The 19,716-nt window shown below is 62.4% G+C and carries 18 protein-coding genes and 1 pseudogene; 6 read left to right on the top strand and 13 right to left on the bottom strand.

Going from position 1 to position 19,716, the window contains the following annotated elements:
- The first annotated feature begins 486 nt into the window (after nucleotides 1-486).
- Nucleotides 487-1,332: a c-type cytochrome gene (locus ABIC09_RS23985; protein ID WP_354110781.1), complete on the top strand. Its 846-nt coding sequence runs from the start codon at nucleotides 487-489 to the stop codon at nucleotides 1,330-1,332.
- Between the two features lie 120 nt (nucleotides 1,333-1,452).
- Here the strand turns inward: ABIC09_RS23985 and ABIC09_RS23980 are convergent.
- Nucleotides 1,453-1,938, bottom strand: a pseudogene (locus ABIC09_RS23980) (tyrosine-type recombinase/integrase).
- Between the two features lie 322 nt (nucleotides 1,939-2,260).
- On the opposite strand from ABIC09_RS23980, the gene ABIC09_RS23975 reads away from it, so the two are divergent.
- Nucleotides 2,261-3,328, top strand: a complete 1,068-nt coding sequence (locus ABIC09_RS23975) for a serine hydrolase domain-containing protein (RefSeq protein WP_148749350.1) — start codon at nucleotides 2,261-2,263, stop codon at nucleotides 3,326-3,328.
- 316 nt (nucleotides 3,329-3,644) lie between these two features.
- Here the strand turns inward: ABIC09_RS23975 and ABIC09_RS23970 are convergent, their stop codons facing one another.
- The 4 genes from ABIC09_RS23970 to ABIC09_RS23955 form a co-directional block, all read right to left on the bottom strand.
- Complete coding sequence (locus tag ABIC09_RS23970; protein WP_354110780.1) at nucleotides 3,645-4,172, bottom strand: hypothetical protein; 528 nt, start codon at nucleotides 4,170-4,172, stop codon at nucleotides 3,645-3,647.
- Nucleotides 4,173-4,291: 119 nt separating this feature from the next.
- Entirely contained in the window at nucleotides 4,292-4,786 is a 495-nt protein-coding gene (locus ABIC09_RS23965; RefSeq protein WP_148749348.1) for a DUF302 domain-containing protein, read from the bottom strand.
- Between the two features lie 62 nt (nucleotides 4,787-4,848).
- Nucleotides 4,849-5,724 (bottom strand): alpha/beta fold hydrolase, encoded by an 876-nt coding sequence (locus tag ABIC09_RS23960; protein WP_354110779.1) that lies wholly within the window; start codon nucleotides 5,722-5,724, stop codon nucleotides 4,849-4,851.
- A 108-nt stretch (nucleotides 5,725-5,832) separates the two neighbouring features.
- Entirely contained in the window at nucleotides 5,833-6,603 is a 771-nt protein-coding gene (locus ABIC09_RS23955) for an alpha/beta hydrolase (RefSeq protein ID WP_354034389.1), read from the bottom strand.
- A gap of 215 nt (nucleotides 6,604-6,818) precedes the next feature.
- On the opposite strand from ABIC09_RS23955, the gene ABIC09_RS23950 reads away from it, so the two are divergent.
- Nucleotides 6,819-7,781 (top strand): AraC family transcriptional regulator, encoded by a 963-nt coding sequence (locus ABIC09_RS23950; RefSeq protein WP_187434630.1) that lies wholly within the window; start codon nucleotides 6,819-6,821, stop codon nucleotides 7,779-7,781.
- A 165-nt stretch (nucleotides 7,782-7,946) separates the two neighbouring features.
- On the opposite strand, the gene ABIC09_RS23945 is transcribed toward ABIC09_RS23950, so the two are convergent.
- Nucleotides 7,947-8,174 (bottom strand): hypothetical protein, encoded by a 228-nt coding sequence (locus ABIC09_RS23945; RefSeq protein WP_148749344.1) that lies wholly within the window; start codon nucleotides 8,172-8,174, stop codon nucleotides 7,947-7,949.
- A gap of 257 nt (nucleotides 8,175-8,431) precedes the next feature.
- On the opposite strand from ABIC09_RS23945, the gene ABIC09_RS23940 reads away from it, so the two are divergent.
- From ABIC09_RS23940 to ABIC09_RS23930, 3 genes are all read left to right on the top strand, one after another.
- On the top strand, nucleotides 8,432-9,157 hold the full coding sequence (locus ABIC09_RS23940; protein ID WP_354110778.1) for an outer membrane protein: 726 nt from the start codon (nucleotides 8,432-8,434) through the stop codon (nucleotides 9,155-9,157).
- 167 nt (nucleotides 9,158-9,324) lie between these two features.
- Entirely contained in the window at nucleotides 9,325-10,440 is a 1,116-nt protein-coding gene (locus ABIC09_RS23935; protein ID WP_148749343.1) for an AI-2E family transporter, read from the top strand.
- Nucleotides 10,441-10,595: 155 nt separating this feature from the next.
- On the top strand, nucleotides 10,596-10,988 hold the full coding sequence (locus ABIC09_RS23930; protein WP_354110777.1) for an NUDIX hydrolase: 393 nt from the start codon (nucleotides 10,596-10,598) through the stop codon (nucleotides 10,986-10,988).
- 113 nt (nucleotides 10,989-11,101) lie between these two features.
- Here ABIC09_RS23930 and ABIC09_RS23925 read toward each other — a convergent pair whose 3' ends face one another.
- The 7 genes from ABIC09_RS23925 to ABIC09_RS23895 form a co-directional block, all read right to left on the bottom strand.
- A complete protein-coding gene (locus ABIC09_RS23925; protein ID WP_354110776.1) occupies nucleotides 11,102-12,820 on the bottom strand; it encodes an autotransporter outer membrane beta-barrel domain-containing protein in 1,719 nt (572 codons plus the stop codon).
- Between the two features lie 697 nt (nucleotides 12,821-13,517).
- On the bottom strand, nucleotides 13,518-13,805 hold the full coding sequence (locus ABIC09_RS23920) for a YciI family protein (RefSeq protein ID WP_148749340.1): 288 nt from the start codon (nucleotides 13,803-13,805) through the stop codon (nucleotides 13,518-13,520).
- Between the two features lie 69 nt (nucleotides 13,806-13,874).
- Nucleotides 13,875-14,852, bottom strand: coding sequence for a sugar ABC transporter substrate-binding protein (locus ABIC09_RS23915; protein ID WP_354082953.1), 978 nt, complete (start codon nucleotides 14,850-14,852; stop codon nucleotides 13,875-13,877).
- Nucleotides 14,853-14,895: 43 nt separating this feature from the next.
- A complete protein-coding gene (locus ABIC09_RS23910; protein WP_354110775.1) occupies nucleotides 14,896-15,873 on the bottom strand; it encodes an ABC transporter permease in 978 nt (325 codons plus the stop codon).
- Nucleotides 15,870-16,820: an ABC transporter permease gene (locus tag ABIC09_RS23905; protein ID WP_354110774.1), complete on the bottom strand. Its 951-nt coding sequence runs from the start codon at nucleotides 16,818-16,820 to the stop codon at nucleotides 15,870-15,872. Before ABIC09_RS23905 ends, ABIC09_RS23910 begins: the two co-directional genes overlap by 4 nt.
- Nucleotides 16,813-18,327: a sugar ABC transporter ATP-binding protein gene (locus tag ABIC09_RS23900; protein WP_354110773.1), complete on the bottom strand. Its 1,515-nt coding sequence runs from the start codon at nucleotides 18,325-18,327 to the stop codon at nucleotides 16,813-16,815. The genes ABIC09_RS23905 and ABIC09_RS23900 overlap by 8 nt, the downstream gene beginning before the upstream one ends.
- Nucleotides 18,324-19,715, bottom strand: coding sequence for an FAD-linked oxidase C-terminal domain-containing protein (locus ABIC09_RS23895; RefSeq protein ID WP_354110772.1), 1,392 nt, complete (start codon nucleotides 19,713-19,715; stop codon nucleotides 18,324-18,326). The genes ABIC09_RS23900 and ABIC09_RS23895 overlap by 4 nt, the downstream gene beginning before the upstream one ends.
- Nucleotide 19,716 lies beyond the last annotated feature (1 nt).

Below are 19,716 nucleotides of genomic sequence, written 5' to 3'. Positions count from 1 at the left end.
AAACCGCGGCTGCGCCCGCACGCGTCGATCCCGCAAGCGTGCGACGTCTCACGCGCATGCCATCGCGTTCGTGAGACCCTGACAACGTTGACGAACCGTTCGACCAGGTTGCGATCGCGTGATGCCATTGAGGACACGACGGTCGCTAGCCCGAGGAACGCCACGCGGCTTGTTCGGCAGCATGGGCTTGATGGCAATCCATTCATAATCGGCGAGTTGGTTGCGCTGAAACCGTCGGAAATGACCCAAAGGAGACGTTGCCAGCTTGGCAGGCCGCTATTAACGTGGTGGGTGCCTTGGCGATCTGTATTTGATTAGAGGCAGCAAATTACCTATGGCCCGATATGATTTGTCGGAATAGCTGACGCCTGTAGTTGAAATTTCATTTGATCGAAGCCGATTGAAGCGGTCGGCTCATTACGAGCGCGATGTTCCGCGCGCATAATAGAATAGATCTATTTGACCAAAACATTAGGGGAAACCAGCATGTTTAGACTCTTTATGACGTCTGTCGCCGCTGTTGCCATCACCGTCAGTGTCGCCCGTGCCGATTCCGATCTGGTCAAGCGCGGCGATTATTTGGTCAACGGTATTCTAGCTTGTGGCAATTGCCACACGCCGAAGGGCCCGAACGGTGACGTCGTAGAAAAGTCGTTCTCCGGTGGCGGGTCCTGGGACGAACCGCCGTTCAAGGTATCTGCCGCTAACATCACCCAAGACAAGGAGACCGGAATCGGAAACTGGACCGACGCCGACATCAAGAAACTGATGCGCACCGGGGAAACGCCGAAGGGTGTGCACATCGCCATGGTCATGCCGACCGGCTTTTACCACATCATGACTGAACACGATCTGGACGCTGTCGCCGCATACTTGCGTACAATCGCACCGATCCATAACGAAGTGCCTGATCCGATTTACAAGATGCCGCAAGTCGAAAACGTCCTGCCCGGCGGCGAAAAGCCATTCACGGAATCGATGATGACCGATAGTGCGAAAAAGGGTTTCTATCTTGCCACCATTGCACATTGTATGGCGTGCCATACGCCGGTGGGACCAAGAGGTCGCGAGTTCACCACCAAACTGGGGGCGGGTGGCTCCGAATTCCGCGGCCCTTGGGGTGTCTCTGTTTCCCGCAACATCACCCAGAGCAAAACCAACGGGATCGGTGGATGGACTGACGCCGAGATCAAGCGCGCTATCACTCAAGGGATCAGCCGCGACGGCAGTCGTCTCAAGCCACCGATGGGTTTTCACTACTACGCCACGATAACTCCTGATGATCTTGATGCCGTGGTCGCCTATCTGCGCACGGTGACGGCGCAGGACTGACGCTCGAACTGCATCCAAAGGCCAAGTTTTAGCCGGTCTCGCCGCAGTCGGCTCTTTTGACCGCTTGACCCGCAGCCGCCAAAAATAGAGGGCAGAGCATGTCCGCTCTGCCCGGGAAGTTCAGACATCAAGTTGTTCTGCTATTGCGCGCGCGTCATCGACCTCGTTTTGCTAGATATCGAACGGTGCTCTCGATCTTGGTGTGCCCCAGGAGGAGCTGCACCGCCCGCAGATTGCCTGTGCGCCTGTAGATCAGGGTTGCCTTTGTTCGGCGAAGTGAATGCGTTCCAAACAGATGCGCATCGAGCCCTATACCCCTAAGCCAATCAGATAACAGCCGCGCGTCCTGCCGAGTGGTCAGGCAGCGGTCAGCGGGCAGGTCCTCACGTCATCGACTTTCAGCGCGACGACGTCACAGCCACGAAGTTTACTATCGATCGCAACGTTGAACCGCGCCAGGTCACGGTTCTGGCCTTCGACCTGAAGCTTCGTGCGGATTGACCAAACGTGCTTCGGCCGGAGTGGCGGCTTAGCGCCGACGATCTTTCCCTTATTCCACGGCATCTGCTTGGAGACGTTCGCAGTGATGCTTGGGACATCTGTCATGATGACCTCCTTCGTTAATGAGGTTGGCCATTCTCAACCGGCAATCCTCTGATCTACGTCGGCTTTCAGCGGATTGGAGACGTACTTTGGTCTAGTTCCATCGATCGAAAGGACGAGAATGACCCTGAGCTGACCTTGGCTTCACGCCTCGAAGCGATAGAATTTGTTTGGCGTAGTTGACCTTGATTGTTTAGCGCCGAAGAGACAACCTTTCGTTCTCATTTGGGGGTGCAACGTGATAAGCAGCGTGGGTCGACGCGCCGTCATTCTCGGTAGTGGAGCATTGCTGCTGGCCGGGTGCGGTTCAGCAAGAGGGGCCGCGATGACCTCGGAGAGCGTGTCGGACAGCCCTGCAGATCTTCATGACGGTTGGCGTGTCGGAAATCCTGCACGACATGGGTTCGACCCGATGCCGCTGCATGATATGCGTCGGCGCGTGGCCGACGGCCGGCTCGACAACGTCCATGCCATCATCGTCGCGCGCGACGGTGTGCTCGTGTACGAGCAGTACGCTGCCGGGCGGGATCAGTATGGCCTTGAGCCGGCCAAGCACACAGTGTTCGACGCGGCGACGAGGCACAATGGCAACTCGATGACCAAAAGCGTGACCTCGCTTTTGGTCGGCATCGCCCTGCAGCGTGGATGGATCACAACTCTGGATATGCCGGTTCTGGACTTCTTTCCCGAATATGCCGATCTGCGCACGCCGGAGAAGAGCGCGATCACACTGTATCATCTGCTGACGATGTCGGACGGCCTTGACTGGTCCGAGTTCAAGCAGCCGTTCGACAGCTTTCCCAAGATGCGTGGCGCGAAGGATGCCTATCGCTACGTGCTGGAACAGCCGATCACTGCGCCGCCGGGGCGTACCTACAACTACAACAGCGGCGCGACCGAATTGATTGGTGCTGTCTTGCACAAGACGAGTGGCAAGTCGCTTGAGGTGCTGGCCAAGGACGAGTTGTTCGCGCCGCTGGGCATCGAGGATGTCGAATGGAATCGCCGATGGCCGGATGGCGAGCCGCAGGCGAGCGGTGCGATGCGGGCGCGCCCGCGCGACTGGGCGAAGCTTGGTCAATTGGTGCTGAACCGCGGTGTTTGGAATGACCGGCAGATCGTCCCTTCGGCCTGGATCGCCGACTCCATCAAGCCTCACAACAACGGACCGGGACTGTTCCTCTACGGTTATCATTGGTGGCTCGGGCGCTCGTTCTGCCGTGGACGAGTCGTCGAATGGGCCGGTGCGATGGGGTGGGGCGGTCAGCGTTTGATGATCGTTCCGGATCTGGACATGGTCGCGCTGGTCCATGCATGGCTGCCGAACCGAATGGACCTTCCGGAAACCATTTTGCTAAACGAGTTTATCCTGCCTGCGGCGATGCCCTCCTGATCGGCAGGGGCGGTGCAGTTTGCCGCAGCCTAACAGCGCCTTATGTCGCTGACGATGTCCGGTTCTGTGCCCACCGCGGCTGCGCCCGTACGCGTCGATCCCGCAAGCGTGCGACGTCTCACGCGCATGCCATCGCGTTCGTGAGACCCTGACAAGGTTGAAGAACCGTTCGAAAGGTTGCGATCGCGTGATGCCCCGGTTGGATGCGTACGGAGGCAGAAGCAGACATCCGCCAGCCGGCAATCTCCGATGAAACCGTCGAAAATGACCAGAATCCGACCTATCGGCTTCGTGCCGAACAGTTGAGGCCTCGCGCCTAACCCTTCATGGCGGGTACGGGCGGCACCGGCAGAATGATTTCGGAAGCGACCTTCCAGTCCTTCCCGACGCGAAGCCAATTGATGATCATAAGAAACGGCTTGGCTGTTCCATCCTGCCCCGCATAAGAGACCGTGATGTTCATCGGCACGTAGGACTCGGCGACGTCGCGCGTCAGGCCGACAACCTTGAGCTTCGAATAATCGGGCTCGAGCACGACCGGACCGGAGCTGCCGATATCATGCAGCTTCTGATCAATCGCCTCGTTGCCCCAATAACCGGCCCAGTTGCCCTCGGACTGGATCGCGCTCTTAGCCACCAATAAGGTCGAGGGCGATTGCCAGAACATCTCATGCAGAGCCTTGAAATCGTGCTTGTTGGCCAATTCCATCAGCCTGCCGAACTCCGACTTGATCGTACCAAGGGTCGTAGAATCGAGCGGCTCCTCCTTGACAGCGGAAGCAGCCCCGACAGTGCCCATGGACAGCGCCATGGCGGTGAGAGTGGTAAGAAGAGTCTTGTACATGCGGGAATTCGCTTCCAGGTCGGTGGCTATGGGTCTGGTTCACATCACAACGATGCCAGTCACTTTGCGCGATGGATATGAGACACTCACTCCCATCGGCCGAGCACGGCTTCAGGACGTTAACTTGTACATTCGCGTAGCAAAGTTGTGATTTTCGCATCGAGAGTTCGGGCGACGGCGAGGGCTTCCGAACTGCCGTAATGCAGCAGGTAACTCTCCATTTTGTCATAAGAGACGTGAACGCCATCGGGACGCTCATCAATGAGGACCGTGACTGGCGCGTAAGATCCAGCATCGGGCGCGTGCCTGACCATTTCTTTCATGATGAGCGGATTGCCGACCACAAGCCGTATGAGCTTAGGCGTCTTGGATCCAGTTTCGCGACGCAAGATGTCGCCCAAGTCGAACTCCGCGAAGAGCATAAGGTCGGTGCGGCCCACGCTGCTTTGTACAATGCGCTCTAGATCCGGGAAGGATTTTGCTGCCCTCGTCGCCCTAAAAAATTCGTCAATGTCAGGCTGACCGACCGCCGACTTGAGCGCAGCCACGACAGCGTCGAAAGGTTTTGAACTCGTGAGGCTGAAGCGCTCAACTTCGACTTTTTGGATTGTCATCTTATCTTCCGTCCCAACTCTCATGGTTGAAGTGGCTCGATCGCATCAGAACGCACCGGGGATCACGCAACCGAGGGCGGAGCGTCCAGGAAAGTCCGGACGTGGCTGACGAAGATCTCGTGGTGCTGAAACAGGGCGCCGTGCCCTGAATCGGGATAGAGGACCAGTTGAGCGTTGCTTAGTTCCCTAGACATCGCGTAGGCGTTGTTCGCGGGCAGCATGGTGTCGTGGCTGCCGCTGACCACCAGAGTGGGTTGGCGGATGGCGCGCAGAATGACGTGATCGGGATCAGGTGTGGCGCACCAGGTGATCAGCGCCTTGGCCTGCGGGTCGGTTACCGCGCTGCCGTTATCGATGTCTCGATCGTTTTTACGAACCTGCGTCCGCTTCAGGAATGCCAGGCCGGACGACCGGCTGGCGGACGACTTCGTGAAGAACAGCGGCAGGCGGGGGTCCGGCGCATCGGTTTGGGAAAACGCCTCTCGGAGAACTGCTAACAAATGTTCCTCTCCGCCTTTGGGCGCAGTGCCGACGAGGATGAGCTTGCGAACCAGCCGTCCATGCTCGGCGGCGATCTGTTGGGCAACGCAGCCGCCGAGAGAAAAGCCCAGCAGGTCGACTTCAGAAACGCCGAGTAGATTGATGAAGGCAACTGCATCTCTCGCCATCGCTGCGATATTGTCAGGCGTTTGGCCGGTCGAGCGACCGACCCCGGCGTTGTCGAATGCGATCACAGGGCGATCGGTGGCGAGAGCGTTGACGACGGCGGGATCCCACGCATCGATGTTGCCCGAGAAGTGCTGCAGGAAAATCAGCGGCGTTCCAATCGCAGGGCCGAGGCGGCGATAGGCGAAGCGGATTCCGTGGCCTTCGACGTAATGCGTCGGCGCCGTCTCAAGCGTGGCGACGTCTTCGTTCGCGATGGCGAGTTGAGTCATGTCATCCTCCGGATGCTTGGCATGAAATAATCGAGTGGGGAAATGCGTTCTGCATTCCTCTGAGCGAGCCGGTGCGCTCCCGGCGCGAAAGCGCCGGGAGCAGTACTGTCACTTCACGAGCGCTGCCTTTTCGATGACCTCAGCGACTTGCTTCGCATGGACGACGAGCGAGGCATGGCTGCCGGCGACTTCCGTTATCTGCGCCTTCATCCTCGCCGCGAACAACTTCTGGGCCTCGGGCGCGAGCAACTTGTCCTTGGTGCTGATCACATCGAATGTCGGCTTGTCGCGCCAGGCCGCAATGGTGACCGGTGCCTCGAACGCAACGTGATTTAACGGAAGTTGCGAGGCAGCCAGGTGCGCGGCGATCTCCGGGGGAAGATCAGCCGCGACCGCGGAAGGAAACACCTTCGGGTCGATGTAGAGGTTGCCCTTGTCGTCGGGATGAATAGCGTTGCCGCCTTCGGTCGGCGGGCCGGCTTTGGACAGCGACGCCAGAGACTCTCCGACGCTGGGCGCGAACGCGGAGACATAAACCAGCGCCGAAACCTTGGGATCGTCCCCTGCTTGCGTGATGACGATCCCGCCCCACGAATGGCCGACCAGAACGGTCCTGCCGTCCTGCTTCGCGAGCGCCTGCTTGGTGGCATCGACGTCCGCGGCGAGCGAAGTAAGCGGATTTTCCACGAGCGTGACGTTGTAGCCTTTCTTCGTGAGAATATCAGCAACGGGCTTCCAGCTCGTCTGGTCCACGAAAGCGCCGTGTACGAGTACGATGTTATGAGCTGCTCCCTTTGGCAGTTCGGCAGAATGGACGGAGCTGGCCATGGTCGTTCCGGCCAGAAGGACGGTGGCGGCTGAGAGGAGGAGATTTCGCATTGATAATTCCTATTGGCATGTCGGACGAACTCGGTCCGGGGGAATGGACAGGCGTTTCCAGCAAGGTCGCGGTTCTTCCATCTGCCATCGGCGAAATGGTTGCCGCTCGTAACGTCGGCCCGCCGCGACCTCACCTATTCCGCGGCCCTTTCGGACGATAGGCATCAATCGTCCGGATGTTGTGTCCGATCGTCCGTCGGTCTAATCTCGGCGGCATGGACATCCTCGCCCAAGTGCTCGATCGCGTTCGTCTCGGTGGGACGCTGCTCTTTCACTTCGAGCTCGGCCATCCCTGGAATCTGGAGTTACCAGAGCGCCCCTACGCCCTGTTTCACTATCTCAGCCAGGGCTCGGCGACCCTCGCGCTCCGACAGGGACAGGAATTCAAGATGACCGAGGGCGATTTTGTCGTGATCACGCGCGGCGAGCCCCACGTGTTTTATTCGGATCGCAGGGCCAAGCCCTTGCGGATTACAGATCTCGATCGAGCGTCGTCGCGGTTTGGCGTCATTCGTCACGGCAGCCGCGCAAAGCCGCTCTCGACCATGATTTGCGGCAATTTCACGGTGTCCCGGCCGCTGTTTGGCAGCGTGCTGGAGTTACTTCCGCCCGTGCTCCTGCTGAAGCCGACCGCAGACGGTGGTTGGCTTGAAGCAATCCTGCGCCGCATGGTCACCGAGTCCGCGCTCGAGCGTCCTGGCCAACGCGTCGCGCTTTCACGATTAACGGAAGTGCTGTTTGTCGAGGTGCTCCGAAGCTGGATCGCGTCTCTCAATCCCGGACAAGGCGGCTGGCTCGGGGCCATATCTGACCCGCATATCGGACCGGCGCTCAAGCTGATTCATGAAAACCCGGAGCGGCCCTGGACCCTGAGCGACCTTGGCCAGCGCGTGGGGCTCGGCCGCTCGGTATTTTCGGCGCGCTTTACCAAGCTCGTCGGCCAATCCATGCACCGTTATGTGATCGAACGCCGGATGGCGGAAGCGGCGTTCCTGCTGGAAACCAGCGATGAGCCGATCGCACGAATTGCGAGCCGTGTCGGTTACGAGACAGCGGCGGCATTTTCGAAGCTGTTTCACCGGCATCACGGACTGTCGCCCGGCCGCTACCGAGCCTCTCGACGCGCCGACGGAGGCCATGCGCAATCTGACGCCGCGGAAGCGCAAGTATCCTATTGACCTCGAGCAAGCGCGCCGTCGCCATGTCTGCTATAGGAGCAAAGCGGACGTAGTCACCAGTCACACGATGCCGCCGGCTTTGCAGGCAAACTGCCTAGTTCTGGCCGCGCGAATCCCGGGGCCATCGTTGCAATCAAGCTCGGCCGAATTGCCAGCCGCGCGAGCCTACCAACCCACTCCCGCCCATCGCCGTCCAAACACCGTCGGCTTGGTCTTCACCGCCGACCAGCCGAAGAAATGATGCTTCCCCGACCAGGAGTGCACCACGCCGCTGCAGATGCTGCATTTGAACTGACCGGAATGCGGCTCGGCGTGCTCTTCCCTTGTCGCAGCGTAGTTCATGCCGCAACCGGGGCAGGTGAATTCTTCGATCGTCCAGATGCTGTTGGCCATTGCACCGCAAGTGTTTTTGGGACCTGGCGCAAGCGTAGGTGCGAGCCTTTGCATCGGCGTAAACCGACCCTCGGAAATCCGGTTAATCGTCGTTAGCCAAACCCGCTATTGTCGCGGAATTTGCAGGATTTCCCGATCTCCGCAGCGCTGGTCAGTCCAAATCGCGCCCCGGTCGGTCCAAGCGCCCCCTTCATCGGACAGGTAGATTTCACCCATCGCCCCGGTCGGGACGGGCGAAAGTCATTGGGGATGAGATCATGGGCAAGAAACTGATTTTGACGACTGCGCTGTTGTCGCTGGCAACACCGGTCTTTGCGGCTGACATCATCGAACCTGCGCCGGTGGTCAAGGCGCCGATCGCGTCGGCTCCGATCTTCACCTGGACAGGCTTCTATATCGGCGCCCATGGCGGCGGCGCCTGGAGCAAGTGGACCGGCATCGATCCGACCGATCCCGCAGCGACCTGGAGCTCGGTTTCGGCCAGCGGCGGCGTGGTCGGCGGCCAGATTGGCGGCAACTACCAGATCAGCAATTTCGTGGTGGGCCTCGAGGGCACCGGCGCCTGGTCCAGTATCACGCTCAATGCCGGCGGCCCGTTCGGCGGCGGTGCTGGCTTCAACCTTTCGCTCAAGAACGACTATATCGCCACTGTCGCTGGCCGTTTCGGCGTCGCCTTCGACCGCGTGCTGCTCTACGCCAAGGGCGGCGCTGCCTTTACCCGCGACAAGTACAGCGCCAATAACGGCCTGGCCGGCGCGCTCGCCGGTTCAGCCAACGGCAGCTTCAACCGCACCGGCTGGCTCGCCGGCGGCGGCGTCGAGTGGATGTTCATGCCGAACTGGTCGGTGCGGGCCGAGTACAACTATCTGGGCTTCGGCGCCCTCACCGAGCAGCCCGTGACGACGGGCAATCTGGTGGCCTCGCCCGCCAATGTGAAGCTGAACATCCAGACCGGCACGGTGGGCGTCAACTATCACTTCTGAGGGCTCGTTCGGGCACCTTCGTCACCGCAGCGTCATCTTGAAGCACAACGCGGCCGGTCCCCGACCGGCCGGAGGCGCACCCGGTCGTCTTGACGCCCGGCTCCTGGCTGGCAATAACCCTAGCCCGCGCAAGTGCCGGAACCCGGGTTGATGCCGCAAGGAAAGCCGTGCCTGTGAAAAGTCTGCGTCAGCTCCTGACGGGCGAGGACGTCATTCAGCTCGTGATCCGCCTCGGCCTGCTGGCGCTGCTGATCCTTTGGACGCTCTACATCATCAGGCCGTTCGTGCCGATCCTGGCCTGGAGCGGCGTGCTCGCGGTCGCGTTCTATCCGGCCTTCAGCTGGGTCGCCAAGATCCTCGGCGGCCGGCCCAAGACCGCGGCTGCGATCCTCACCCTGATCACGCTCGGCATCGTGCTCGGCCCGGCCACATGGCTCGGCGTGAGTGCCGTGGACGGGGGCAGGGAGCTGGCGCACCAGCTTAGCACCGGCGACCTCACGCTTCAGGCGGCGCCGGAGTCGATCAAGTCGTGGCCGGTGATCGGCCCGACGCTCTACGAGCTCTGGGACCAGGCCTATAACAACATCCGCGCCGTGCTGCGCGAGGTCGCGCCCTATCTCCAGCCGCTGGCGGGACCGCTCCTTGTGCTCGCGGGCGACGCCAGCCTCGGCACGCTCCAGTTCCTGGTCTCGGTGTTCGTGGCCGGCTTCCTGTTTCCGCACGGACCCCGGCTGGTTGCGGCCGGGCGCGCTTTCCTGTCCCGCATCGTGCCGGCGCAGAGCGAGCATTTTCTCGAGCTGGGCGGCGCCACCATCCGCGCCGTGGCGCAAGGCGTGATCGGCGTCGCCATCGTGCAGGCGCTGCTTGCCGGCATCGGCTTCAAGCTCGCAGCCGTGCCGAGCGCGGGCCTGCTCGCCTTCATCGTGCTGCTGCTGTCGATCGTGCAGATCGGCGCCTTCCTCGTGCTGCTGCCGGTGATCATCTGGATCTGGACCGCCAAGGACGTGACCACGGCGCTGGTGCTCACCGTCTTCCTCGTCATTGTCGGCTTCCTCGACACCATGCTGAAGCCGCTCGTGATGGGGCGCGGTCTCAACACGCCAACCATCGTGATCTTCGTCGGCGTGATCGGCGGCACGCTCGCCCACGGTATCGTCGGCCTGTTCATCGGGCCGATCATCCTGTCCGTGGCGTGGGAGGTGGCGGCGGCATGGATCCGGACCGAGGACCGGACCGCGGCTGCGAAGCCGAATGCGATGCCGCCAGCCGACGAGGCTCGCTAGCCGGGCAGCCCCAGCAGGTCGCCCGGACGTTTGCCGCACCTTGCATGCGCGTGGACAACGATGGGAGCCGACGGGTATCCGGGGCGGTCGCCGAACTTGTCTAATGACATAGACAAGTTACGATAGCCCGATTCTTTTCTCGGTTTGCGACAGGTATGGCGAAGTCCTCCAAGCTGGTTGCCGCCAAGCGCGGCAAGGTTCTGTTGGTCAGGCGACGGGTGGACGGCCTGTGGATGTTTCCGGGCGGCCGCAAGCGCGCACGTGAGACTGAGAAGGACTGCCTGCGGCGCGAGATCAAGGAAGAGCTGCCCAAGCTGAAGCTCGGCCGGATCAGCCTCTGGAAGGAAGTGAAAGCCAAGAATAAGCGCTCGGGCCGCAAGATGAGTGACGCGATCTTCATCGCCAAGAGCGCCAAGGGCCGGCTCGCGATCGGCGACAAGAAGGAGATCGACCGCGCCGCCTGGCAGAAGCCGCGCGGAATCCGCCTGACCGCAACCTCGCGCTACATCCGCGATCGCCTGTTTCCGAGGAAGCCGCGGCGGAGCTAGGGCGTGTACTCACAAACCAGCGACGCCGTATGCCGCCCGCTACGCCCCTGATGGCGGCGCGAAGGCGGAATGTCGCAGGACTTCCGCATTGAGCAAAAGCGGACGTCGCCGCCTTACCACTGATATCGCACCACGCCCTTGCCCGCGTAAGAGCGGGTCACGTCGGAGAACTCGCCTTCGAAGGTGGCGGTGGCCGACCAGCCGTTGATCCGTTTGAGTTCGGCGGAAGCGGTGACCAACGCGGAATCGGACGCCTGCGCCGCGCCGTTCACGACAAAGGACGCGCCCGGCAAGGTCTGGAACGTCGCGGTGAGGTTGCGATTGGGATTATAGTCATGCGCCCAAGCGGCGCGGCCACGCAATGTCAGGATCGCCTCCGTCAACGCATAGGATTTATCAGTACGCAGACCCAGCTCGCTGCGGGTATCCGTCACGCTTTGCGAACCGTAAGCGAGCGCAAACGTGTTGGCGCTCGAGAGAGCGCTTTCCGCATAGGCCGGCAGATCGAAGGTCGTGAACTGCCCGGCCGCGTAAGGGGTAACGCCGATGCCGCCGGTCCACGGCGAAACGATTCGATAGCCGCCTTCGACACGACCTGAATATGCATTTGCATCGAAGCGCGCCTGCAACCGGTCGACGCCCGCGATGGTCACTGTGCGGTTGGTCGTGATGTCCTGCCAGCCATAGGCCAGGGCGGCGGTGATATAGGCCGCGCCGCTGCTATGCCGGATGAACGCGCCGGCCTGGAACAGATCGGAGTGGCCGGAGCCGGCCCCGTTCACGCTGAAATTGGTGCCGCCGCCCGCGAGCGAGAAGCCGGCGATCGTGAATGGCGAGAAGCGATAGTCGGCGCCCACGGCGGCACCGAAGACGCGCGAGGTCGTGCCGCTGGAGCCGGTTATCGTGTTACCGTCCGTTGTCTGCGACCCACCATAACCCGCAACCCATGTGCTCCAGCGCGACTCGAATGGCGCCACGCGAGGTTGGGCCCTGGTATAGATCGCGGCCAGCGCATCGTTCGGGCCGCGCTTCGCGGCATAAGACCGCGCGTTCTCGTCGGCGTAGCCCGCAGCGCCACTCGCGTTCGTCATGTCGTTCCGGCCGGCCATAAACGGATCGCTCATCACACCCATGAACTGGCCCATCGCATTGAAAGTGGTCTGCTGCGTGCCGGTCGCAACCTCACCGGAGGCCTGGGTCAGCGCCAAGGACAATTGTTGTGGTGTCAGACTGAACAGGTTTACGAAGCCGGCCGGCAGCGTCGCTCCGCTGTCGATAAATCTGTCAATCGCAGCTGCGACATTGGTCGGGTTGGTCGGCGCATCGGACGAAAGCAACGGCGAGAGAAACAGCGATCTCAAAAAAGTCAGGCTCACATCATCGATCGTCGCGGCCTCCGTGCCTGACGTCGATGTCGCCGAAAACAGAACGTTTTGAGAGCCGCTCGACAGCGTAATCAACGCGCTGGATTGTGTGTAAGGCACGCCGATACCAAGGGATTGATTGAAGACGTTCTGCCCTCCAACGCTCGCGTTTAAGGTGACTGTTCCAGCATTGAAAGTGGCGTACCAGAACGAGAATTGATAGACGCCTGCCCTGCTCAGGGAGACGTTTTGGCTGATCGTGCCTGACCCGCCGCCAAAGTTGACGATCCCACTAAAAGCGCCGGAATGCCGAAGGAACGTTACCGAGGCATTTCCCGTGAACGCCCACGGCGGGCAAACCGGGAATGCCAACACACACCCCGTCTCGAAGGACCCGTTGGCAATGGATTCCTGCGCAGCAGCACCGTTGAACCATGCTGCCGAGGTCGCCGCGAGACCGAGCGCCAACCATGGCCTTGACCGACCCATTCCAGCCTCCGATTCTAAACCGCCAGCAAGCGAAGGCGAGCGGCTCTGCGCCGCACCGCCTGTCTCCGCCGTCGCCAGCCATGCAGGGGATTCGATATAAAAATTGCCCAATAACGGTTATGCAATACCAGCCTAATGTCGCAACGCAACGAAGGCCATTGGCGCGCCGTCAAGTTGGGCTCGGTCCGACGGATTTCAAGGAAGTGTGACGGAAAAGATACGTCCTGGCCGACAGTCAACCTCATCGCGTCCCCAATCTTGTCCGTCAGCAGCGCTGAAAAGGTGGTGTTGGCTCAGGGGCGTGAACGATCAGCTCTAAAATTATCAAGCGCGTGTAAAGCCCCAGTATCGCGCGGAGCCTTTTGTCCGAATCAAAGTTGGCGTCGATGTCTGCCAGGGTCATAAGGAGTCGATGCCGACTAAGCGGAGCGACTTCCGCTTACCCTCGGAAGCTGAAGTTTATGAGTACACCCCCAGCCGAGGAGGATGCGACCAATCGTCCGATCATTCTGCGCGAGATGTATGAACCAGTTCACAAGCTGCCGCGGCGAGGGCTGCTATAGAGACGTCATTGCCTTACCAATCCATTTTCGTTGAAACGCCCCAGTGCCCTCAAAGCACTGGGTTTTTCGCATCTGGCAGGCAAGCCGGATCGGCTGTCTGTCAGACTTATCTATCAGCCTTGCCGCCGCAAAAACCCGGTGATCGTGACCTTCTCCCAGATGCCGGCCGCGGCGAACGGATCGGCGCGATTGAAGGCCTCGACCTCGGCGCGGCCGGGCGCCTCGATCAGGAACAGGCTGCCGATCATGGTGGCGCCGTCGTCGGCGACCAGCGGTCCTGACATCACGATCTTGACGCCGAAGCGCGAGGTATCGCCGAGGAAGGCCTTGTGGGCGTCGTAATTGGCAAGCCGCGTCGGCAGCGCGCCGGTGCGGTCGATGGCATGGATGGCAAACAGCATGATGTCTCCGGGAGATCCTGGGGACGGCTGTCATCAGCCGTCCCAGTGCTTGATCAGAGCGGGCCGCGGCTACTTCGCGCCGAGCTTGCTGGCTTCCTCGAAGGTCGGACAGGTGCGTTGCTCGAGCGGCTGGTCGAACGGCTGGTAGTTGTCCTTGGTGATGACGGTCGGCTTCAGCACGATCTCGTTGACGATCGGCTGGTTGCGTAAGCTGCGGACCGCCATCATGGTGCCGAGGCAGCCCTGGAAAAATCCGTTGTAGTCGCCGCTCGCGAGCAGCTTGCCGGACTTGATGGCGTCGATGGCTTCCTTGGTGCCGTTGATGCCGATCACCTGGGCCTTGCGGTTGGCGCCGTCGAGCGCCTCGATCGCGCCGACCGCCATGGCGTCGTTGGCGGCGAGCACGCCGTCGATCTGCGCATTCGACTGCATCAGGTTTTCCATGACCTGGAGCGCCTGGAGCCGCTGATAGTTGCCGGGCTGCGAGGCCAGGAGCTTGGCGCCCGGATTTTCCTTCAGCGCATCGTTAAAGCCGCGGACGCGATCGACATTGGTCAGCGAGCCCTTGACGCCCTCGATGATGACGATGTTGCCCTTGCCACTGAGCGTCTTGAGCAGGAAGCGCGCGGTCTCGAGCCCGAGGCTGTAATCGTCGGCGCCGACGAAGGAGAGGAATTTTCCGCCGGCGGAGCGGTCGGTGATGTTGACGACCGGAATTTTGGCGTCGTTGATCTTCTCGACGCCCGGCACCATCGCCTTGTAGTCGACCGGTGTGAACACGATCGCGCTCGGCTTCTTCACCACGACGTCCTCGATCTGGCTGAGCTGCTCGGGGATCGAGTCCGGCTTGGTTGGGATGTACTGGAGCGTCCTGGCGTTCAGCGTCTTCGCCATGTTGTCGGCGCCGACCCGCACCGTCTGGAAGAACGGGTTGGTCTGGTTCTTGGTGAACACCGCGATGGTCTCGCCGTCGGCGCGCGCCTGCGTCGTGAATGCGGCCGCCATCACGAATGGCAGTAATGCGAGATAGCCCAGTCTCTGCTTCATGTCGTCTCCATCCCCATTTTGGTTTGTTGGCTTGCCTAGAAACTCATTGACCGCGGCGGCGGGTCTTCATGTCGAGCCAGACCGCGAGAATGACGATGATGCCGGTGACCAGCGGTTGCCAGTTGGCACTGACCGACAAAAGATTCATGCTGTTCAGCACCAGCGTCAGGATCAGCGCGCCGATGAAGGTGCCGAACACGGTGCCGACGCCGCCGAACAGCGACGTGCCGCCGATCAGCACGGCCGCAATCGCCGGCAGTGTCAGGCTTTCGCCGATATCGGCCTCGGCGGAATTCAGCCGGGACAGGAAGATGATCGAGGCGAGCCCCGCCATCGTGCCGGAGACGGCGTAGACGAGCAGAAGGCGCCGCGTGACCGGAATGCCGGAGAGGCGGGCAGCAACTGGATTGGCGCCGATCGCATAGATCTCCTGGCCCCAGATAGTGCGTTGGGCAAACAGCGTGCCGATGCCGAGGAACACCAGCAGCAGATAGACCGGGATCGGCAGCCCGAACAGATAGCCGCTGCCGATCTGGCGGAAGCCCGCGGGGAAACCGTGCAGCGTCTCGCCCGCCATGTACCAATAGGTCAGTCCGTTCAGCACCCAGAGCATGCCGTAAGTGGCGATGAAGGAGGGGATGCGCAGCGCCGTCACCATGATGCCGTTGAGGAGGCCGACGATGCCGCCGCAGGCAAGCCCGGTCAGGATGCCGAGCGCCGCTGAGCCGGTGGTGTGGATCACGGTCCCGGCGACGCACGCGGACAGCGCGACATTGGCGCCGACCGAGAGATCGAGGCCGGCAGTGAGCACCACCAGCGTCAGGCCCGAGGCGATGAAGAAGGTGAGGCTCGCCTGGCGCAGCACGTTGAGGATGTTGCCGAGGCTGAGGAAGGAGTCGTTCAGCACCGCCAGCACGGCGCAGATCAGCAGCACGGCAAGCAGCCGATAGAACAGCTGGATCGCGTCCTCGGACAGGAACGAACGTGGCGGCGACAGGGGCTCCTTGGCGATGTCGGTCATGCCCGGCTCCTGAGGCCGTCGAGGAAGAGAGCAACGATGACGAGGACGCCGACGCTTGCGACCTGTACCGAGGAGGGCAGCGAGATCAGGTTCAGCCCGTTGCGCAGCACGCCGACGGCGATGACGCCAAGGAGGGTGCCGAGCAGCCAGCCATTGCCGCGCTCGAACGAGGTGCCGCCGACCGCGACCGCCGCAATCGCATCGAATTCGAGGCCGAGGCCCGCGGTCGGATGCCCCGAGTTCATCCGGGCGGTCATCAGGAGGCCGGCGATGCCGGCCATGGTGCCACCGATCGCATAGACCGCGATCAGCAACTTGTTGGGCGAGAGGCCGGCATAGCGGAGCGCTTCGCGATTGCCGCCGAGCGCGAACACATAGCTGCCGAAGCGGGTGTGATAGAGCAGGCCGTGAAACGCCGCGTAGGTCACGAGCGCGATCGCGATCGGCACGGGAATGCCGAGCAGCGTCGCCGAATAGATGTCGCGGACGCTATGGGGAATGCCGACCACGCTCTGGCCGTCGGAGACGATCAGCGACAGGCCCTGCGCCATGCCAAGGGTGCCGAGCGTGGCCACGAAGGGCGGGATGCCGACGATGGCGACCAGCCAGCCATTGACGGCGCCGAAAGCCGCGCCGACCAGCACGCCGGCACCCAGCCCAAGCAGCATCGATTGGGTCGCGAGCGAGACGATGGCGACGCAGAGCGAGGTCAGCGTCAGCACCGCGCCCATCGAGAGATCAAGCCCCTCGGTCATGATGATCAGCGTCATCGGCAGCGCCAGCATGGACAGGATGGTCGACTGCACCAGCACGTTGGAGAGATTGGCAGGGGTGAGAAATCCGGGCGCGATTGCGCCGAACAGCACGATCAGGGCGCCGAGCACGATGGCGACGCCGGGAATGCGCTGCAGCGGATTGGGTTGTGAAACGACCGCGGCCTCACGCATGATGCATCCCCAATCGCACGATGTTCTCCTCGGTCAGCTCGCTGCGCGCGAGATGTCCGGCGACGCGGCCCTCCCGCATCACATAGGCGCGGTCGCAGACATGGCAGATCTCGACCTGCTCGGAGGAGATCATCAGGGCTGCGGCGCCTTCGGCAACCAGCCGGTCGATCAGCGCAAAGATCTCGGACTTTGCGCCGACATCGATCCCGCGCGTCGGCTCGTCGAAGATGAAGAGTTTGGCGCCGGCGGCCAGCCATTTGCCGATCACGACCTTCTGCTGGTTGCCGCCGGACAGAAGACCGACGGTCTGGCGCGCGCTTGGCGTCGCGATGCGGAGCTGCCGGATCAGGCCGTCAGCAGTGCGCTGGCCGCTGCGCGGATCGAACAGCCCGCTCGGGAATAGTTTTCGCAGCGCCGAGACCACGAGATTGTCGCCGACCGAACGCAGCAGCGCGAGCCCCTCGCTCTTGCGGCTCTCCGGGATCAGCGCGATGCCGCGGCGGGCGGCCACATCAGGCTCGCCGGAGATCGGCTTGCCGTCGAACACGATCTCGCCCGATGTGGTGGGGTCCGCGCCGAAGATCGCACGCGCCACCTCGCTGCGGCCGGATCCGACCAGGCCGCAGAGACCGACGATCTCGCCGCGGCGCACCTCGATGTTGATGTCCGAGATTCCGCTCGCCGCGGTCAGGCCCTTGACCGCGAGCAGCAGCTCGCCAGGCTTGTCGGCGAAATTGCGCGGATAGGTCATGTCGACGGTGCGGCCGACCATCATGCGGACGAGCTGGTCGGGCGTGACGTCGGCCGGGCGCACGCCATCGATACGGCGGCCGTCGCGCAGCACCGTGATGCGGTCGCCGAGCGAAAACACCTCGGCCATGCGGTGCGAGATGTAGACAATGGAGACGCCATCGGCCTTCAACCGCGCGATCAGCGCGAACAAGAGTTCGGTCTCGCGGTCGGACAGCGCTGCGGTCGGTTCGTCCATCACCAGGATGCGCGCGTTCTGGCTGATGGCTTTCGCGATCTCGACCATCTGCTGCTGGGCGACGCCGAGCGTGTTGACGATGATGGACGGGTCGATGTCGAAGCCGATCGTGTCGAGCAGGCGCCTGGCGTCGGCCAGGATCCTGCGGCGGTCGATGGTGCCGGGAATGCGGCCCTTCGGCTCGCGGCCGAGGAAGATGTTCTGGGCGATGTCGAGATAGGGGACGAGCGAGAATTCCTGGAAGATCACGGCGATGCCGAGCTTTTGCGCGTCGGCCGTCGAGGCGATCGTGACCTTCTTGCCCTCAAAGAAGAACTCGCCGGCGTCGGCGCTGTAGGCGCCGCACAGCACCTTCATCAGGCTCGATTTGCCCGCGCCGTTCTCGCCGAGCAGCATGTGGACTTCGCCGGGGTAGAGCGCAAAGGACACGTCGTCGAGCGCCTTGACGCCCGGAAACGTCTTGCTGATGCCGCGCAGCTCGAGCAGCGGCGTCGCTGCGGTCTCGCCGGGAGCATTCATGGTCGTGCTCCCGCAAAGATCTTGCCGGGATTCATCAAGCCGTCGGGATCGAGCGCGGTCTTGATCGACCGCATCGCGTCGACAGCTTCGCCGAGCTCGTCGGTGAGATAATCGATCTTTCCGAGCCCGATGCCGTGCTCGCCGGTGCAGGTGCCGTCCATGGCGATGGCGCGGGCGACCATGCGGGCCTGCAGCGCCTTGGCGCCGTCGATCTCCTCCGGCTTGGCCGGATCAACCAGGATCAGCATGTGGAAATTGCCGTCGCCGACATGGCCGACGATGGGCGCGGTGAAGCCGTGCTCGTCGGCGTCGCGGCTTGTCTCGGTCAGGCATTCCGCAAGCCGCGAGATCGGCACACAGACATCGGTGATGACGGCGCGCGCGCCGGGCCGGAGGCCCAGGCCGGCATAGAGCGTGTTGTCACGGGCATGCCAGAGCCGGCTGCGGTCCTCCGGCGCCTTGGCCCATTCAAAACCGCGGCCGCCATGCTCGGCGGCGATTGCCTGCGCCAGCTCGGCCTGCTCGGCGACGGCGCTCTCCGAGCCGTGGAATTCAAAGAACAGCGTCGGCGCCTCGCGATAGCCGAGCTTGGCGTAGGCATTGATGCCGCGCATCATGACGTCGTCGAGCAGCTCGACGCGCGCCACCGGAATAGCCGCCTGGATGAGGCCGATCGCGGTATCGACGGCGTTGTGCAGGGTGTCGAAGCTGCACACCGCCGCCGAAATCGCCTGCGGCAGCGGATGCAGCTTCAGCGTGATCTCGGTGATGACGCCGAGCGTGCCTTCGGCGCCGACGAACAGCCGCGTCAAATCGTAGCCGGCTGCCGATTTGCGGGCGCGTCTGGCCGTGCGGATCACGCGACCGTCGGCCAGCACCACCTCAAGCGCCATGACGTTGTCCTTCATGGTGCCGTAACGCACCGCCATGGTGCCGGATGCGCGCGTGGAGGTCATGCCGCCGATCGAGGCATCCGCGCCGGGATCAATGGGGAAGAAGAGGCCGGTACCGCGCAACTCGGCATTGAGCTGCTTGCGGGTAATGCCGGGCTGCACCACGACATTCATGTCGCTGTCGTGCACCGTCAGCACCTTGTTCATGCGCGCGAAGTCGATGCAGACGCCGCCTTCCACCGAGGATGCGTTGCCCTCGAGCGAGGTGCCGGCACCGAACGGCACGATCGGCATGCCGGCGCCGGCGCAGAGCTTGACGATCTCGGCGACCTCTGCAGTCGTCTCGGGATAGACGACGATGTCGGGGGGTAGGGCGCGATAATAGGATTCGCTCTGGCCATGCTGGTCGAGCACGCCGCGCGCGATGGTCGCACGCGGACCGATCACGCCTTGGAGGCGTTCAGCCAATGCGGCACTATTGACCCGCGGTCCCATT

It is taken from the genome of Bradyrhizobium sp. S3.12.5 (assembly GCF_040548225.1).
In the GTDB taxonomy this organism is placed as follows: Bacteria; Pseudomonadota; Alphaproteobacteria; order Rhizobiales; family Xanthobacteraceae; genus Bradyrhizobium; species Bradyrhizobium cytisi.
This window is presented reverse-complemented; position numbering and strand designations above follow the sequence as displayed.